15 protein-coding genes are annotated in these 17,612 nt (G+C 66.3%); 4 read left to right on the plus strand and 11 right to left on the minus strand.

The annotated features are described in order from the left end of the window. Positions 1–2: 2 nt before the first annotated feature. The 4 genes from CCUG20998_RS23720 to CCUG20998_RS23735 are packed head-to-tail and all read right to left on the minus strand — an operon-like array spanning position 3 to position 5,203. The gene (locus CCUG20998_RS23720; protein WP_036456020.1) at positions 3–1,757 is read right to left on the minus strand and encodes an FAD-binding protein; all 1,755 of its coding nucleotides are present in this window, start codon (positions 1,755–1,757) and stop codon (positions 3–5) included. Beyond that, entirely contained in the window at positions 1,754–2,674 is a 921-nt protein-coding gene (locus CCUG20998_RS23725) for a 3-carboxyethylcatechol 2,3-dioxygenase (protein WP_036456018.1), read from the minus strand. Before CCUG20998_RS23725 ends, CCUG20998_RS23720 begins: the two co-directional genes overlap by 4 nt. Continuing rightward, positions 2,622–4,337: a bifunctional 3-(3-hydroxy-phenyl)propionate/3-hydroxycinnamic acid hydroxylase gene (locus tag CCUG20998_RS23730; RefSeq protein ID WP_036456016.1), complete on the minus strand. Its 1,716-nt coding sequence runs from the start codon at positions 4,335–4,337 to the stop codon at positions 2,622–2,624. The genes CCUG20998_RS23725 and CCUG20998_RS23730 overlap by 53 nt, the downstream gene beginning before the upstream one ends. Then, a complete protein-coding gene (locus tag CCUG20998_RS23735; RefSeq protein ID WP_020729481.1) occupies positions 4,337–5,203 on the minus strand; it encodes an alpha/beta fold hydrolase in 867 nt (288 codons plus the stop codon). The genes CCUG20998_RS23730 and CCUG20998_RS23735 overlap by 1 nt, the downstream gene beginning before the upstream one ends. Positions 5,204–5,330: 127 nt before the next feature. Between CCUG20998_RS23735 and CCUG20998_RS23740 the strand changes: the two genes are divergently transcribed. From CCUG20998_RS23740 to CCUG20998_RS23750, 3 genes are all read left to right on the plus strand, one after another. Next, positions 5,331–6,008 (plus strand): IclR family transcriptional regulator, encoded by a 678-nt coding sequence (locus CCUG20998_RS23740; RefSeq protein WP_020729480.1) that lies wholly within the window; start codon positions 5,331–5,333, stop codon positions 6,006–6,008. A 14-nt stretch (positions 6,009–6,022) separates the two neighbouring features. Further along, entirely contained in the window at positions 6,023–7,636 is a 1,614-nt protein-coding gene (locus CCUG20998_RS23745) for an FAD-dependent oxidoreductase (RefSeq protein ID WP_020729479.1), read from the plus strand. A gap of 106 nt (positions 7,637–7,742) precedes the next feature. Further along, positions 7,743–8,714, plus strand: a complete 972-nt coding sequence (locus CCUG20998_RS23750; RefSeq protein ID WP_012394229.1) for an IS481-like element ISMyma6 family transposase — start codon at positions 7,743–7,745, stop codon at positions 8,712–8,714. A 6-nt stretch (positions 8,715–8,720) separates the two neighbouring features. Here the strand turns inward: CCUG20998_RS23750 and CCUG20998_RS23755 are convergent, their stop codons facing one another. Next, the gene (locus CCUG20998_RS23755) at positions 8,721–9,941 is read right to left on the minus strand and encodes a sensor histidine kinase (protein WP_020729478.1); all 1,221 of its coding nucleotides are present in this window, start codon (positions 9,939–9,941) and stop codon (positions 8,721–8,723) included. 221 nt (positions 9,942–10,162) lie between these two features. Here CCUG20998_RS23755 and CCUG20998_RS23765 point away from each other — a divergent pair, with 221 nt between their 5' ends. After that, positions 10,163–10,813 (plus strand): response regulator, encoded by a 651-nt coding sequence (locus tag CCUG20998_RS23765; RefSeq protein ID WP_012396319.1) that lies wholly within the window; start codon positions 10,163–10,165, stop codon positions 10,811–10,813. Here CCUG20998_RS23765 and CCUG20998_RS23770 read toward each other — a convergent pair. The 6 genes from CCUG20998_RS23770 to CCUG20998_RS23795 all read right to left on the minus strand — a co-directional run bounded on the left by CCUG20998_RS23770 (position 10,758) and on the right by CCUG20998_RS23795 (position 17,540). After that, the gene (locus CCUG20998_RS23770; protein WP_020729476.1) at positions 10,758–12,068 is read right to left on the minus strand and encodes a sensor histidine kinase; all 1,311 of its coding nucleotides are present in this window, start codon (positions 12,066–12,068) and stop codon (positions 10,758–10,760) included. The two genes, CCUG20998_RS23765 and CCUG20998_RS23770, sit on opposite strands and share 56 nt — an antisense overlap. Before the next feature lie 214 nt (positions 12,069–12,282). After that, positions 12,283–13,197 (minus strand): thiamine pyrophosphate-dependent enzyme, encoded by a 915-nt coding sequence (locus CCUG20998_RS23775; RefSeq protein WP_020729475.1) that lies wholly within the window; start codon positions 13,195–13,197, stop codon positions 12,283–12,285. A gap of 244 nt (positions 13,198–13,441) precedes the next feature. After that, complete coding sequence (locus CCUG20998_RS23780; protein WP_020729474.1) at positions 13,442–14,992, minus strand: MFS transporter; 1,551 nt, start codon at positions 14,990–14,992, stop codon at positions 13,442–13,444. A gap of 112 nt (positions 14,993–15,104) precedes the next feature. Further along, on the minus strand, positions 15,105–15,404 hold the full coding sequence (locus tag CCUG20998_RS23785) for a PE family protein (protein ID WP_012396323.1): 300 nt from the start codon (positions 15,402–15,404) through the stop codon (positions 15,105–15,107). 88 nt (positions 15,405–15,492) lie between these two features. Next, positions 15,493–16,371 (minus strand): ArgK/MeaB family GTPase, encoded by an 879-nt coding sequence (locus CCUG20998_RS23790; protein WP_020729473.1) that lies wholly within the window; start codon positions 16,369–16,371, stop codon positions 15,493–15,495. Positions 16,372–16,388: 17 nt separating this feature from the next. Then, positions 16,389–17,540, minus strand: coding sequence for a thiolase family protein (locus CCUG20998_RS23795; protein ID WP_020729472.1), 1,152 nt, complete (start codon positions 17,538–17,540; stop codon positions 16,389–16,391). Between the last annotated feature and the right edge of the window lie 72 nt (positions 17,541–17,612).

Genomic DNA, 17,612 nt, shown 5'->3' on the forward strand with positions numbered 1-17,612 from the left:
TGCTACCTTCCGTGGAAATGGGTGGTCGGTGTCGCGCGCCGCGCAGCTAGCTGCGCGGCAAGGTGTTTGGCCGCTACAAAGCCAAAGGTCATTGCCGGCCCGATGGTTGCCCCCGCGCCGGCGTAGCTGCGGCCCATCACCGGGGCGGAGGTGTTACCCACCGCATAGAGTCCGCCCACCGTGGTGTCATCGGGCCGCAGCACTCGGGCATACTCGTCGGTGCGCAGACCGCCCGAGGTCCCCAGATCCCCAAGAACGATGCGAAATGCGTAGTAGGGCGGATCTCCCAGCGGATACAGGTTGGGGTTGGGCAGCGTCGGATCGCCGTAATAGTTGTCATAGACGCTGTCGCCGCGGTTGAAGTCGTCGTCGTGGCCCTTGACGGCGAGTTCGTTGAACCGCTCGGCAGTCGCCTGCAGCTGCCCGCCCGGAACACCGATCTTGGTTGCCAGCTCTGCCCAACTCGTTGCGGCTTTGACCACACCCGACTCCAGCCAGGCGGTTGGGATCTTGCGGCCGGTGGGTACCGGGGCCCCGGGGATCTTCGGTATCGGTAGATGACCGGCCACGACGTAGCGGTTAAAGGAGCGGTGATCGGTGACCAGCCAGCACGGTATATGGGTGACACCGGATTTCTGGCCCGCGATCATGGCGTGACCGAAGTCCATGTATGGCGCCGCCTCATTGATGAAGCGCTTGCCCGCTCCGTTGACGATGAACTGAGCCGGCATCATTCGCTCGTTGAGCATGAATTGCATTCGGCCATCCGGCCATTGGATCGCCGGGAACCACCACGCCTCGTCCAGGAGGTCGGCGGCCGCACCCACCCGTTGGCCCGCGCGGATACCGTCTCCGAGTGCCGCGGGGTTGCCGAAACTCCAGTCCTGCTCCACCAGGGGTTGATGCTCTTTGCGCCAGGCCAGGTCGTGGTCAAAGCCTCCGGACGCCAGGATCACGCCGCCGCGCACTCCGATCCGTTCTCGGCCGCCCTCCGTTTGCACCACCGCACCTGTCACCGCTCCCCCGGCGTCGGTGAGCAGCTCCACCAGCGGCGCATCGAGCCACAGCGCGACACCTAGCTCCTTCATCGCCAGCCGCAGCCGTGCCGCCAGCGACTGTCCGATCGCCGCAATCTGCTCACCGAAGACTCTGGCCCGGATCATCCGGGTCACCAGTTTGAGTAGGACGGCCTTGCCTGCCCAGGACTGCCGGATGCGATAGAAGGACCGTAGTTCCTTGGGGCCCAGCCAAATTCCCTTGGGGGCCAGCGACAGCGGTGTGAGCAGGCGAGGTTGGTCGTCGCCCAGCTTGCGCAGATCGATGGGTGGCACGTTGATCGTGCTGCCCAGCACCGAGCCTCCCGGCAGTTCCGGATAGTAGTCGGCGTAGCCGGGCTTCCAGACGAACTCCAGCCAGGCAGACAGGCCTTCCAAGAACTCCAACATTTGTGGGGCCGAGTAGACATACTGCCGAATGCGCGCCTCGCTCACCAAGCCATCGGTAATCCGTCGCAGATAGCTGACCACGTCATCGGGGTTGGGCGGGTAGCCCGCCCGGCGTTGTGCGGGGGCCCCGGGAACCCAGATGCCGCCCCCCGACAGCGCCGTGGAACCGCCAAAGCACGAGGATTTTTCGATGACCAGGGTGTCGAGTCCACTCGACGCCGCGGTCAGGGCGGCGGTCATGCCCCCACCACCGGATCCGACCACGAGCACGTCGACCATGCGGTCGACGTCACCCCAAGATCCGACAGTCATGGCATCGGTACCGCCGTCCTGATGGCGAATCCGGCGATCAGGTCGGCCGCCTGCTTGTAGTAGCGGACTTTCGTCTGATACGGCCCGGCCACCGCCATGGCGGCGAACGCCGAGATCCAGGTGCGTATTTCATGCGCCGAGCTGCCGCCTTCGTGGGTGACGAACGAGTTCGACCAGCGATCGAGGTCGCTGAGGTGTCCGTTGTCGATGATTTCCAGGAAGCGCTGGTCCCAAGCCGGATTGAGCGGCTGTAGGTCACTGTTTCCCGCCGCGAAGCTCTTGGCCGCTTCCATCACGACGGTCTGCCGGGCTTGCCGCTGTGCGGGAGTCAGGGGCTGGCCGTGCACGATGCGCTCCCGGACCTGCGGATCTGCGCTGTGCAACGTCGGCACCGGCGGACTATGGGAGAGCCCGCCCGATCCAATCACCAACACCCGCATGTCCAGGGTTGACAAGAAAGTTCCTACCGCGGTGCCCAGCGCTCGGCACCGCCGCAGGGGGCCCAGCGGGGCGGCTATCGCGTTGATGAAGATCGGTATCACCGGGCGGGCGGTCGCGGTTCCGAACAACTTTTCCAGCGGCTGCACGGTCCCGTGGTCCACGTCCATGCTGGCCGATACGGCCACGTCGACATCCGCGCCGAGCACGGCCTTGGCGCAGTCCGCTGCCAGGTCGGCAGGAACATCAAGCGCACCGATGTGGGTACCGTAGTCCCCAACCGCACTGGCGTACATACCAATACAAAACGGGGGCATCGCCCGGTAGAAGAAGCCGTTGTAGTGATCCGGGGAAAAGATGACCACCAGGTCCGGGTCGTAGGCACGCACGAACTCGGCGGCCTCGGCAATGGCGGCATGGACCTCGTCAAGTAGGTCGAGCCGCGGCCCCGGTAGATTCAGCAGCGGGCTGTGGGACATACAGCACAGAGCCAGAGGCATTTTCGGCGTCACCCCCTCCCGAAGCAAGCGAGAGGGCTGCGACCAGCGATCGGCTCAGGTCTGGGGCCAGCTGGGCAATGCAGGCGCCGGCGATGCAACGGTCGGGACGCACGAACAACACCGATTCGTCGTGCGAGTCGAACCAGGCCTTGATTTCACCCGTACGGTCGCCGACGATCACCACGCCTGGGTCATCGTCGCCGGTCCAGTGCAGCTGGACCGCTGGACGCGCGGCAACAAATTTGGCGTCCAACGCTTTCCACGTAGCAAATGCGGCATCCCCGAGGATCTTTCGCGGGTTGTTGTTCCAGCACAGCACGGCGAACCAGCCACCCAGCACGTCGTCCAGCAGGATGTTGTGCTGGCCGCGTGTGTCGACTCGAGGCTGGATGAACAACGTGCCGACCGGCGACCGAGGGCGCCGAGGCCGGTCATGCACGACGGCCCCAACCTCGTATCGCGGCATCGGCTTGAACCGCATCTCGAGTACATAGCGCTTGAGCGAAGGCAGCACCGATGCGGAGCGCACCACCGCGTTGCGCACGGCCGCGATTCTGCGGTCGGTCGGCGAAATCACCCGACCCACCATGGTGGACAGGTCGATCATCGCCCGCGCGTGCTTGCGCCGCTCCAAATCGTAACTGTCGAGCAGCGCTTCGCCGGCCTGGCCCCGAACCACCGCGGCCAGTTTCCACCCCAGATTTGCCGCGTCGCGGATGCCGCTGTTGTAGCCCTGCCCTTGCCAGACCGGCATCAGATGTGCCGCGTCGCCGGCCAGCAGCAGACGCCCGCTGCGGAAGGCACCGGCGATTCGCGAATGATGGGTGTAGACGCGGCGCCGGATCACCTCGACCCGTTCGGGGTGCGGTACCAGCCGGGCCAGCATTCTGGTCAGGAAGGCCGGATCGTCGGCCTGCTCGTCAGACTCATCGGCGTGAATCATGAACTCGAACCGTCGTATCCCGTGAGCGATCGAAATCGAGGCATACGGGCGGCTCGGGTCCGCACCCACCTCGCTGTTCGGATGCCCCAGCGGGTCGTTGGCGATATCAACCACCAGCCATCGGGTGGGCGAGGTCGTGCCGTCGAAAGACACACCCATCATCCGGCGGGTGATGCTGCGGCCGCCGTCGCAGCCAACGACATAGCCGACCCGCACCCGCCGCGATTTGCCAGAGTCGTCTGCTGCGGTACCGCACTCGACCGCTACCGCGGTTTCGGTCTGCACGCATGAGGTCACCGGCCGACCCCACCACACCTCGACGTGGTCGAACCTGTCCAGACCACGGAGCAATTCCGCATCGACCAGCGGCTGCACGAATCCGTTGCGCTTCGGCCAGCCGAAACGCGCGTCCGGCGGGGCCATCTCGGCAAGGATCCGGCGCTTGGCATCGAAGAACCGCAGAATCTGGTTGGGCACCGTGTGCGGCAGGATGCCCTCGACCAGGCCGATCGACTGGAAGGTACGCAACGCCTCGTCGTCGAGCCCGACGCCGCGCGGATAGTCGATCAGCGTCGTGCGCTCCTCGATGACCAGCGTCCGGACACCCTGCAAGCCAAGGATATTGGCCAGGGTAAGGCCAACCGGTCCGGCACCGACCACTAGAACATCAAAGTCGTTCTGCCGTCGCTTCCCAGACATCAGTGCCCCATCAGGAAGTCGAGATGGCGGCGATTGAAGGATTTGGCGTCTTCGTACTGCGGCCAATGGCCACAACCCGACATCACCTCAAAGCGTGCGCCGGGAATCATCGATGCGATCCGGCGCCCCTCTGTCACGTCGGCCGTCGGGTCATGGCTGGTCCAGAGCACCAGCGTCGGCGCTTTGATGGCCCCGTACTCGGCCGGTCCCAGCAGGTTGCGGGCCCGGATCTGCGGATCCTGCAAGGCCATGATGTCGCGCATCGCGGCAACGAATCCCGGCTGGCGGTATATCCGTTGGCGGCTGGCCACCAAATCGTCGTAGTCCTTGGACTTGTCCGCCATCAGCCACTTGATCCGCGCCTGCACGGTCTCCCAGGTCGGATTCTCGGCGGCGGCCATCGATAACGTAACGATGCGCGCCATCACCTCGGGATCCGCCTGAGAACCACCAGCGGTATTGAGTACGAGGCGTTCAACCGCTTCGGGATGATAGACGGCCGCACGGGCCGCTACCCAGCCGCCCAGCGACTCACCGCTGATGCTTGCGCGTTGAGCACCGATGGCACGCAGCACCGCCATCAGATGCTCGACGTAGTGGCGGATTTCCAGTGGGTGACCCGGCTTGTCGGTGTAGCCATGGCCCAGCATGTCGATTGCCCAGGTCCAGAAGTGCTCGGCGTGCGCGGCCAGATTTCGGACGTATGCCTCGGCGTGACCACCAGATCCGTGCAACAGCATCAGCAGCGGCCGGTCCGGTTCGCCGGCGCGCAGGTAGCGAGTCCGAACTCCCTGCGCGGTGGTGAGGTAGCCCTGCTCGAACGTGACGCCCTGCAGGTCGCTCCACACGCTCTCGAAGTCCGTCACGGTTCCTCTCCGGGCCTGCCACTGTGGAAATAATGTTCTCGTTTTCCAGAATCATGTTGTGCTAATATCGCACATTGATGTGCGATATATATAGAGCTTCGCTCTCGCATAGGGATGTGTCAAGACTGTGACGGGCTCGGGAGCGGGGTCGCAGACGTTGGCGCGGGGGCTCACCGCGCTGCAGTTGGTCGCCGCGGCTCCGGCGGGCCTGTCGATGCAGGAAGTTGCCGATCGGGTCGGGGTGCACCGGACCATCGCCTACCGATTGCTGCTGACGTTGACCCAGTTCCGGCTGGTGGCCAAGGGCGAAGATGGGCGCTTCCGGCCGGCAGCCGGCCTCGCGGTGCTCGGCGCGTCCTTCGACCACAACGTGCGCCAGCTCAGTCTGCCAACGCTGCGCGCACTGGCCGATGATCTGGGCACCACCGTTTCATTGCTGGTTGCCGAGGGCGACGAACAGGTCGCCCTCGCGGTGATCGTGCCCACCCAGGTCGCCTATCAACTCGCCTTCCACGAGGGCAGCAGATATCCCCTGGACCGCGGCGCGGCCGGCATCGCGCTGCTAGCCAGCATGGCCGCGCGCCCCGGGGAGCGGGAGCTGGTCGCCGCGACGCGCCGGCGTGGCTGGGTGACGACCTTCGGCGAGATCGAACCGAATACCTATGGCCTGGCCGTGCCGGTCAGCCGGCCGGCACCAGCCCCACCAACCTGCATCAACCTCATCTCGCATCGAGAAGACGTGGTGATGCGCGCGAAGGGCGCCGTCATCGACGCCGCGCGGCAGCTGTCCACGCAGCTGAGCTGAAGGGATACCCAATCATGTTGTGGAGTCAGACATTCGATGTCGTCGTGCTCGGCAGCGGCGGCGCTGGACTCACGGCGGCCCTGAGCGCGGCAGTCGCCGGCGCCTCGGTGGCGGTGTTCGAGAAGGCGCCGACCGTCGGCGGGACCACCGCCGTCTCGGGCGGGATCGCCTGGATCCCCGCCCATCAGCGATCGCCCGACCGGGACCTCACGGTCGACGATGCGTTGCGCTACCTGCGCGCACAGTCCCTGCACTCGATGGACGACACCCTGGTCGAAACGTTTGTCCGAACCGGGGCGGCAATGCTCGATTTCGTCGAAAAGCACAGCGGCGTGCGTTTCGAGATCGCCGCCGGCTTCCCCGACTACCGGCCCGAGTTGCCGGGCGGACAACCGGCGGGCGGCCGGTCGCTCGGCCCGGCGCCCTTTGAACCAAGCCGACTCGGCGAATGGGCCAGCCGAATCACCTCTTTCCCCCCGGATTGGTCCAATGTCGGCTTCGACGCCGAAACCCGGGCCCGGCTGCACGCCGGCGTCGAGGAATCCGAAGACCTGTGCGTGGCCGGTACCGCCCTGGTAGCCGGGCTATTACAGGGATTGCTGGACGTCGGGGTGACACCGCGCACCGACGCCGCGGCCGAGGAACTGGTGGTCGAAGACGGGGCGGTCGTCGGGGTCCGGATTGCCCAGTCCGGCCGCAGCATCAGCGTGCGTGCCCGCCGCGGTGTTGTCCTGGCAACAGGTGGATTCGAATGGGATCCCGTCCTGGTGCGGGCCTTCCTGCGGGGCCCCATGCACGGTGCGGTCTCACCGCCCAACAACACCGGCGACGGGCTGCGGATGGCGATGGCACACGGCGCCGAGCTGGCCAACATGGGTGAAGCCTGGTGGGTTCCCATCGTGCAGATCCCCAACGACACCATCGATGGCAAGCAGCGCAGCCGCAGCGTGCGGCTGGAGCGAACCCGCCCGCGCAGCATCATCGTGAACCCGGCCGGGCAACGCTTTGTCAACGAGGCGTGTGACTACAACTCGATGGCCGGCGCCTTCCACTACCTCGATCCCAGGGGTGGCTACGTGAACGATCCCGCCTGGATCGTGTTCGACTCGGCCCATCTGCAACGCTACGGGTTCCTCGGGATCGACCCCGGCCAACCGGTTCCGGACTGGTTCTGTGAGTCGACCGACCTCACCGAGCTGGCCGCCAAGACCGGTATCGACGCCGACGGCTTGGGGCGCACGATAACGCGATGGAACCAAAACGTCGCCTCCGGTGCCGATCCCGACTTCGGTCGCGGCGCCAGCGCATACGACGGATATTGGGGTGACGACCAGGCGACCACCCTTGCCGGCAAGACACTTGGCCCCATCGACAGCGCGCCCTTCTACGCGGTGCCGATCCGGGTGGGCGCCATGGGCACCAAGGGCGGACCGCGCACCGATCGCGACGGACGTGTCCGGCACGTCAGCGGAGGACCCGTACCGGGACTGTTCGCCGCCGGCAATGCTATGGCGGGAGTGACCGGGAGGGCATACGGCGGGGCGGGTGGAACAATTGGTCCGGCAATGGTTTTCGGCTATCGGGCCGGCCGCGCGGCCGCCACCGGCGAGTCGGCCGATGCGCCCTAGTTGTAACTCCCAGCGAGGTTGTGAACGGCGTGGCTAGCGGGAAATAGGTGAGGACCTCCGGTATCGGTGTGGTTACCACACACACCCCGATCACCGAGAGGTCCTCATGTCCCACGCTAATGCCTCATTGACTCCGCGGGGGCGGTTGCGGCTGGCCCGCTGTGTCGTCGATGACCGTTGGACCTATGCCCGAGCCGCCGAGCGGTTCCAGTGCTCGACGGCCACGGCCAAGAAATGGGCTGACCGTTACCGCGTTGGCGGTCCAGAGGCCATGGTCGATCGCTCCAGTCGTCCGCATCGCAGTCCAGGTCGGCTTCCCCAGCGTCGGGAGCGGCGCATCATCAAAATCCGCTTCACGCGGCGCTGGGGGCCGCACCGCATCGCCGCGCATTTGCGGCTGGCCCGCTCGACGGTGGAAGCGGTGCTGCGCCGTTACCGGATGCCGTTGCTGCGCGATCTCGATCAAGCCAGTGGGCTGCCGGTGCGCCGGCCCCAACCGCGCCGTTACGAGCATCCCGCACCCGGGGATTTGGTTCACCTCGACGTCAAGAAGCTAGGTCGCATTCCCGACGGTGGTGGGCACCGCAAGTTGGGTCGTCACGCCGGTCGACGCAACCGTAGCGGCGTGGGGTATGCGTTTGTGCACCATGCCGTCGATGATCATTCGCGGCTGGCCTACTCCGAGATCCTCACCGACGAACGTAAAGACACCGCCGCAGGGTTCTGGTTGCGGGCTAACGGGTTTTTCGTCGATCACGGGATCACCGTCAAGCGTGTGTTGACTGACAACGGAAACTGTTACCGGTCAAAAGTTTTCGCCGATTCACTCGGCGAGGAGATCGCCCACAAGCGCACTCGCCCGTACCGTCCTCAGACCAACGGAAAAGTCGAGAGGTTCAACCGCACCCTGGCCAGCGAATGGGCCTACGCGCAGACCTACCTGTCGGAGGTCCAACGCGCGGCAACTTATCAGGACTGGCTGCACTACTACAATCACCATCGACCCCACACCGGCATCGGCGGAAAAACACCCATCGAACGCCTACGCGTTCACAACCTGCCAGTGAAGAACACCTAGTGCCGTTTAGCCCTTCAGCGGAACGCGTACACAAACGTGGGTGCCGGTCGGCGTATTGAGGAAGACCAGCGATCCACCGGCGGCGTCGACACGGGCCCGATGCGAGGCCAGACCGATATGCCCCTGGCCGAGGCGGCGCGCCATCGTTTCTCCGCTGACGCCGACGCCGTCGTCGGCCACATCCAGCACGCACACGCCGTCGGAGATGCCCAGAGCCACCGAAGCATTACGCGCCCGCGAATGCTGCACCACATTGGACAGCAACTCCCGGGCCACACCGAAGACGATGGGATCGATCTCGTCACGTATCGGATAGTCGACATCGTCGGTGATCCTGATGCCCGAACGTTGGGCGTGAAAAGAGGCCAACTGTTCGACCGCCGCACCCAAGCCGACCTGTTCGAGAACGGCCGGATGCAGCTCGAAGGTTGCCTGCCGCAGCAGATCCGACGCACTCTGCAGACCTGCCAGTGCGGTGCTCACTCGTTGGTCGTGGGGCGCGGCGGCCCGCAATTCGATCAGTTCCTGGCGCGCGGCCAGCACGTCCTGCAGCGGCCCATCGTGAATGGATTCCGAAATCCGGCGTTGCAGCACTTCCGAAGCCGTCATGGTCTGTGCGAGCAACTCTTCACGTATCACGCTCAACGTCGCCACCGAACGGGCGTGCCGTTCCTCGCTGCGGACCACCATCAATGCGGTGGCACAGAGGAATGCGTAGAGCCCGAACCGAAAGACCGCCTCGGGCCAGCCATTCATCCGAATCACCACCGGATCCTGAGCCAACGCCAGGGCGAATCCAACCAGCGTCAATGCCAGCACCACCGCGGCCCGCCGCGACGAAATGTCGAGGGCAACCAGCACCGGCAACAGCGTCATGATCAGCAGCGAATAGATGCCGTCGGTGGACAGCAACTGAAAGCCGGTCAGCGCCAACACATCGACGGCGGTGAAGGCGAGCGGTTCGTATCTGGCGATGTTGGCAAATCGGTCCAGGCTGACCATCGGCCGCGACCGTCGAAACGCCAACGCCAGCGCCCACAGTGCGGCAAACGCGTAGACACAGATCAAGGCCGTCTGCGCGCCCCATTCCCGGCGCGGCGTACCGACCAACATGGCGGCAACCATGAACAACACAACCCCGATCCGAAGCACGGAGCCGATGCGGTAAGCGCGCAGCTGGTGTGTTCGGCGCACCCGAGCCAGTTCTGCGTCGCTGGTGACCACCACAGGAACACCGTACAGACGGCACGAACCGACCAGCTGGCCATAATTTGCACTCGACGGGTTCGGCGACCTTTCGGTGCGCCGCTATCCGAGGCTCTGACCAGCAGATTCGTCCTGGCGCCGGCAGCTAGGAGCAAACTGTCGGCGGTCGGCTTGGCGTTGCCTGGAATTCGTCATCGATCCTGCTGAACCACCCGCTAAACTCAGGCCATGGTCGGCGCGCCATGGATGTGACTAAAACCGAGAAAGTGCGAGTGGTAGTTGGTGACGACCACCCGCTCTTTCGTGAGGGTGTGGTACGCGCGCTGTCGTTGAGCGGTTCGGTCAACGTCGTCGGCGAGGCCGATGATGGCGCGGCCGCGCTGGAACTGATCAAGACTCACTTACCCGACGTGGCCTTGCTCGACTACCGGATGCCGCGGATGGACGGCGCGCAGGTCGCTGCGGCGGTGCGCAGCAATGAGCTGCCCACTCGGGTGTTGCTGATCTCGGCGCACGACGAATCGGCGATCGTGTACCAGGCGCTGCAGCAGGGGGCCGCCGGTTTCTTGCTGAAAGACTCGACGCGTACCGAGATCGTCAAGGCGGTACTCGACTGCGCGAAGGGCCGCGACGTGGTGGCGCCGTCGCTGGTCGGCGGGCTTGCCGGAGAGATCCGCCAGCGTGCGGCACCCATGGCTCCGGTGCTCAGCGCCCGGGAGCGCGAGGTGCTTCATCGCATCGCCAAGGGCCAGAGCATCCCCGCGATCGCCGGCGAACTCTACGTCGCGCCGTCAACGGTCAAGACCCACGTGCAACGGCTATACGAGAAGCTCGGCGTCAGTGACCGAGCGGCCGCCGTCGCCGAGGCGATGCGGCAAGGGCTTCTCGACTAGTTGCGCCGGCGGGCGGGTGCCGATCCGGTTCCGGCGAAGACACCGACTTCAAGGGCAGTTCGACGCACACATGGGTGCCCGCCGGGGCATCGAGAAAGACGAACGTTCCGCCAGCCGCGTCGACCCGCGCCCGATGCGAAGCCAGGCCGATATGTCCCTCACCGAGACGGCGCGCCGCGGTACCGCCGGCGATGCCCACCCCGTCGTCAGCCACGTCCAAAACGCAAGCTCCGTCGGTGATCCCAAGGCTGACCGACACATGTTTGGCCTGTGCATGGTGCACCACGTTGGACAGCAACTCGCGTGCCACACCGAACATGATCGGGTCGATCTCGTTGCGGATGGGGTAGTCGATGTCGGTGCTGACCTCGATGCCCGATCGGCGCGCGGTGAAGGTCGCCAACTGTTCCACGGCCGCACCCAGGCCAACCTGTTCGAGGACGGCCGGGTGCAGCTCAAAAGTGGCCTGCCGCAACCGTTCGGAGGCACTTTGCAGGCCGGCCAGTGCGCGCTCCACCCGATCGTCGCCGGGCCAGACGCTCTGCAACTCGACGAGTTCCTGGCGCGCGACCAGCACGTCCTGCAGCGGGCCGTCGTGAATGGACTCCGAGATCCGGCGCTGCAACACCTCCGAGGCCGTCATCGTCTGGGCCAGCAATGCCTCTCGCAACGCGCTCAAACCCGCGACCGAGCGAACACGGCGCTCCTCGGTGCGGACCACCACCAATGCGGTGGCGCACAAAAACGCGTAGAGCGAGAACACAAACACGGAATCGGGCCACCCCGCGTCGCCGAGCAGCACATTGTCGTGAACCCCGGCGATGGTGAACCCGACAATGGTGAATGCCAGCACCACCATCGCCCGTCGTGACGAAACGTCGACGCCCACCAAAATCGGCAGCAAGGTCATCATCAATAGCGGATAGATCCCATCGGCCGACAAGAGCTGAAACGCGGTCAGCACCGCTATGTCGACGGCAGTGAAGGCCAGCGGTTCCCAGGACCGAATGGTGACCGCTCCGCTGGCCGCCACTCGCCGCGGTGAAAACGCGAGCAGCAGGGCGCCCGCCGCGGCCAGCACGTACACCACGACCAACGTGATTTGCTGGGCCCATTCGTGCTGGGGAGTGCCGATGAGCATTGCGCCGATCAGGAACACCAAGACCCCGAGGCGAAGCACCGAGACAAGCCGGTAGGAGCGCAGTTGATGCAGCTTGTGCACCCGCTCCAGCTCAAAATCGCCGGTCATCCCCACCGGAACACCGTACTCACAGCGGCAGACACCTGCCAGACTCGGAGTCGCCCAGCGCACCCCGGCTCTGCCAAGCCAGGCACGCACCGGTCCACCTCCGGACCAAAATGCGAGTCGTGCGGGCTGCGACCAGCACAGGCGGGGCCGGTGCGCCAACTGGCACTGCTGCCAGGTTTCAGCGGCGACGTCCGGTCTGCCCAGCTGATCTGCGCGCTTCTTAACTACGCCCATCATGACCGGGACAGGTCCCCGACTTGGCCAAGGCAACGGCGTCGGCGACCAGTTTGCGTGCCGTGCGCTCCACATCGCAGAGCTGCGCCGCATCGGCTCCACCGGCCTTCAGCCGGCCGCCGGTGAATACCAGCGGATCCAGGAAAGGTTCGGTAGCGGCCGCGTCGTAATCACCATCGAATGAGGGAAAATCGCTGCTCCGGTAGGTGATGGCGCGTACCACGGTGGGGCCGGCGCCAGCACGCGCCCGCTGCACCGCTGTGGCCACACAGCGTCGAACCGCCTGGACGTCGTGACCATCCACGGTGACGCTGGGAATCCGCTGGCACGCATCTCCACCATGGCCGGGGGCGCCGCGCAAACGGCCGGCAACACCGACACCGGGAACGCTTTCAACCACGATCACCACCGGAAGGTGCCACAGCACCGCCATGTTTGCGGCCTGGACAAACGCGCCGGAATTGACATCGTCAGGACCGGTGATGCAGAGCGTGACCCGGTCGCTGTTGTCCAGCCACTGCGAGTATGCGTGCCCGACCGCCAGCAGCGGGCACTGGTCGGCGGCACCCGATCGCTCCGGCGAGTTCAGCTGGTCAGCGTGGTCGCAGGTGCTGGCTTGGCCAATCAGCTCGGCGATCAGCGGCCCCAGCGGAAGATCCACACCGACGTGCAGGGCATGTGCGCGACGGCTGGCCAGCACCAGATCACCCTCGGTCAGTGCCGCCGTCGCACCGATACTCACGGCCTCCTGGCCCAACGCGGTCGATACCGGTGACTCCATCAGACCGTCGGCACGCATCTCCTCCAGCGCCATGTCGAGCAGCCGCAGCACCCACATCCGCCGATACATTTCGAGGTGGTCGGGCAGGAGCGCGGCCGGGCGTGCACTGGCATGAGTCATCTGTCGGCTCCTCATTCGTCAGCGGAGGCGTCGGCGGGTCAGCGCCGAGCTCCGCGGCGCCAACCCCGGATACGTCGCGGGCTTGGGGATGGCGGTTCGACGGCACCTCAGCGCAAGTTTGAAGCTAGCCGGGCCGGCCCGGCCGTGGTACCGCCGATCGGCCGGACAAACTGACGAACGCCGTTCCCCCGATCGGGGGAAGTCGCCGGCGCGAGTCGTAGCGCGGTACCTCGCGCGTAGCGGCTCAAGCGGCCCCTGCCGCGGCGGTGTATTGCGAGCCCCGGACCCCGACGTCACCGGACTTGTTCAGCGCCCGGCCCAGCGGCAGGCACAGCGCGGCCCCGGCCAAACCCACTGTCACGGTGACCAGCGCGACCAAGCGATGGCCGCCGTGCGTCAGACTGCAGGAGGACACGATGGGGGCCACGACCGACGCGATGGCCAGGGTCATCGACCAGATTCCGTGGTAGCGCCCGCCACTGGCGGGCGGAGCAATTCGGTGAACTATCCCAGCCGCGATCACGAACCAGGCGATTTCCCCGGGAGCGGACGCGGCCACGGCGATGGCGAAGCCGAAAGTCGTGTGCGCGAGCGCCGCACCGGCCATGGTCAACGCCGTCCATCCGCCGGCAATCGCCAGGATGTCCAATCGCGGGTTGATGCGGGCCGCGACTTTTCGGCCCAGCCAGGGCGTTATCACCGGGGTTAGGCCGATTCCGGCGGCGGCATTGGCCACCTGGGTCCAGCCGAATTCACCCGCGCCCAGACCGCTGTCGGCCATGAGCATGGGCACGGTGGCGTATAGCCCCCGCACTGCGGTCAGCGTCGCAAGGCTGGACGCGAACAACAGCACCAGCCGACCATCCGAAAATGCCCGGCGGTAGCTGATGCGTGCGGCCCTGACATGCACAGCCGGTGCCACCGGCGGCCGATGCGCCGTTGCCGGAATGCAGCGGGCCGCCACCAGCGCAAGCAGCGCGCACGCCACGGCGTTGATCCAGAACAGCACCGGCACGCCGGACCAGGCGGCGAGCAGTCCGCCCACACCACCGGTGATCGCTCGTCCGATGCTGACGATCCAGCCGAAACGCCAAGCATCGAGCTCGGCCCGCCGGCTCGGGTCTGGGATGAGTTCGGCGATCGCGGCACCTATCACCGGACGCGGCGCGTCGTAGACCACACCGGTGATCATGGCGCCGACCAGCAAGGCAGCCACGCTGCGTGCTTCGGCCATTCCCACCAGCACACCCGCCGCGATGGTCATGGTCCAAGCCAGCGTCGCCCGTGGGCCCAGAGAGTCCACCAGCCATCCGCAGACCAGCTGCCCCACGGCCCAGCCCACGCCGAACGCGGCCAGCACCGCGCCCACCGCGCCAGCGGCAAATCCTCGTCCTGCCACGTGAAACGCCATGAACGGATAGGCGAATCCGGCGGCACGCACCACCAGGTTTCCGCCCAGTAGCAGCCAAATGACCGCCGGGTAGCCCTCCCTGACCGGCCGGTGCCGTCCACCAGCGCGTTCGCCCGACGGGCGGGCACCGCCGAGTGGAGCCGCCACCGGGCGAGCGCAGAGCGCCCCTGCCGACCGGGGCTTTGTGTTGGTCTTTGTGTTGGCCAGGCGGGCAGCCGATCCGTTGCTGCCACGGGCATTGGAGCGCAAAGCGGCGTTGCGGGACCGCAGGAATTTCGTGGTGGCCCCGGCATCGGGGAGATCCGGGGAAGAACTAGAAGAGACACGCATCGCCTCGCCGGCGGCGATGGTCGCGGTGGTCGTCATCGATCCAGGGGTAAGCATGATCGCACCTGGGAGGCTCCTCCGATCAACTCACCATGCGGCAAGAATCTTGTCCGCTGATCGGGGGACACCGCCGATCGACTACAGCGGGCGAATAACCGCCCGTGGGCCGCTACTGAGCGGCGATAGCGTTGGCCGCCTCGGTCTCGGCGTAGGAACCGCCGCTGGCCTGCAAGGTGGTCACGAACATCTCGTGAATCGCCTGCGCCTGCGCGCTCAGCGTTTGGTACATCGCCCCGTGGGCGGCAAAGTGGGCCGCGGTCAGCGCCGACACCTCGTCGGCCGCAGCTGGGACCACCCCGGTGATGGGGGCCATGGCGGCGGCATTTCCCGCGCTCATCCCGGCCCCAACCGAATGTAGGTTCAAAGCTGCGGCGGTCAACGCTTCGGGTGCACTGGTCACAAATGCCATGGGACAAGATTGACACTCCGCCAGGCCGTTGTCTGTCGGCCGGAAAGCTATTCGTCAAGAGGAACTGCGTGTCCCCCAATTGGCGGACCTAGTGCGGCGGCGGGGCCAACAGCCGGTCAGCCGCAGCATAAGGATCGTCGAGGCCGTCGACCACCGCCTCGGCGAGCCGGTCCAGGTCGGTACGGCCGCGCAGCCGAGTCTGCGCCAGCGACAGAATCTGCGCCCGAGCACGGGCCAACCGGCGATCGCGACTATCGCCGCGCTGATGCGCGTCGATCAGGGCCAACAGCTCACCAATGCCCTCCGACTTGACCGCCACCAGGCTGAGGATCGGGGCATTGGTTTCGGCCCGCAAGTCTCGCACGGTCTGTTCGGCACCGACGCGGTCGGCCTTGTTGACCGCCACAATGTCGGCGACTTCCAGCAGACCGGCCTTGGCGGCCTGGACCGCATCGCCGGTTCCCGGATTGAGCACGACGACGGTCGGGTCTGCCACCGCCGCCACCTCGATCTCGGACTGTCCCACCCCGACCGTTTCCAGCAGAACGACGTCGTAACGCAGCGCCCCCAGCAGCCGGATGGCGGCGGGCGCGGAGGCGGCCAGACCGCCAAGATGGCCCCGACTGGCCACCGAGCGGATCAGCACCTCGGAGTCGTTGACATGCGCGGTCATTCGGATGCGATCGCCGAGCAACGCACCACCACTGAACGGGGACGACGGGTCCACGGCTAGCACGGCCACCCGGGCTCCGCGCTCCCGGTAGGCGCCGACCAGCCCGGTGATCGTCGTCGATTTGCCCGCCCCTGGCGGCCCGGTGATGCCGATGACTCGCGCGGGCCGCTGCGACCAGTCCTCGATAGCCGCCAGCACTTCATCGCGGCGGTCCCCCTCGACGAGACTGAGGAGCCGGCCCGCGGCGCGTTGAGATCCGTTGCGCGCAGCGGCAATCAGATCATCGATGCTCATCGCTTCCTATTTTGCAGCTATGGCGCCGCAACCTCGATGACCGTCGCCGATCCCATGCCGCCACCGGCACACATCGCCGCCAGCCCAATCCCGCCGCCGCGTCGGCGCAGTTCGTGCACCAGCGTCACCAGCATCCTGGCCCCGGTCGCGGCCACCGGGTGCCCCAACGAGCATCCGCTGCCGCTCACGTTGACCCGATCGGCGTCCAGTTCCAGCAGTTTGACGGTCGCCACGCACATTGACGCGAACGCTTCGTTGATCTCGAACAGATCAACGTCGGAGATTGATAGATGGCCCCGTGCAAGCGCTTTCGGAATAGCTTCGACCGGGGCCAGGCCGGTGGCGGCCGGATCGACACCCACCGACGCCCAGCTGAGCACCCGCGCCAGCGCCGGCATGCCCAACCCCTGGGCCATCCGGTCGCTTGCGATGGTCAGCACCGCGGCGCCGTCATTGGCGCCGCAGGCGTTGCCGGCGGTGATCGAGAAGCCGTCGATCTCGGGATGCAGCGGCTTGAGCGCGGCCAGTTTCTCCATCGTCGTGTCCCGGCGCGGATGTTCGTCGACACAGAACAGGCCGTGCGGCGTCGGGATCGGAACAATCTCCTCCTTGAACCGGCCCTCGTCGATCGCGGCGATCGCGTTGCGATGCGAGCGCAGGGCCCAGGCGTCCATCTCGGCGCGACTCACTCCGGCGGCCACCGCCGCATTCCAGCCGACCGTGATCGACATGTCCATGTTCGGCGCATCCGGCCGGTCCGGGTGAGTCGGCGGGAACCAGTCGACCCACTCGCCATCGATCTGCATCCGGGGCCGCGGCGAGGTGGAGGCCGAGTTCACGCCCCCGGCGATGATGAGCTGGTCCATCCCCGCCCGCACGCTTGCGGCCGCGCCCTGCACCGCCGCCTGTCCGGCGGCACAGTGCCGATTCTGGGCAAGACCGGGCACATGACCAAGCCCCGCCGTGATGGCCGCGTGGCGGGCGATGACGCCGCCGCCGTAGAGACCTTCGCCCAGGATTACGTCGTCGATCTGCACCGGATCCAGATCCGCGGTGGCCTCACTGACCACATGGTGGGCCAGGTCGAATGCGTTGGTGTCGCGCAAGGTTCCCTTGCGGGCGGTTCCGATCGGGGTACGCAGGGCAGCGACGATGACGGCTTCAGGCACGGGCTTTCTCCACTTCGGCGGCGCGGAGGCCAGAAGCCGACCGCACATTCACGAGAACCTGATTCTCTCAGT

The organism is Mycobacterium marinum, assembly GCF_003391395.1.
Lineage (GTDB): Bacteria > Actinomycetota > Actinomycetes > Mycobacteriales > Mycobacteriaceae > Mycobacterium > Mycobacterium marinum.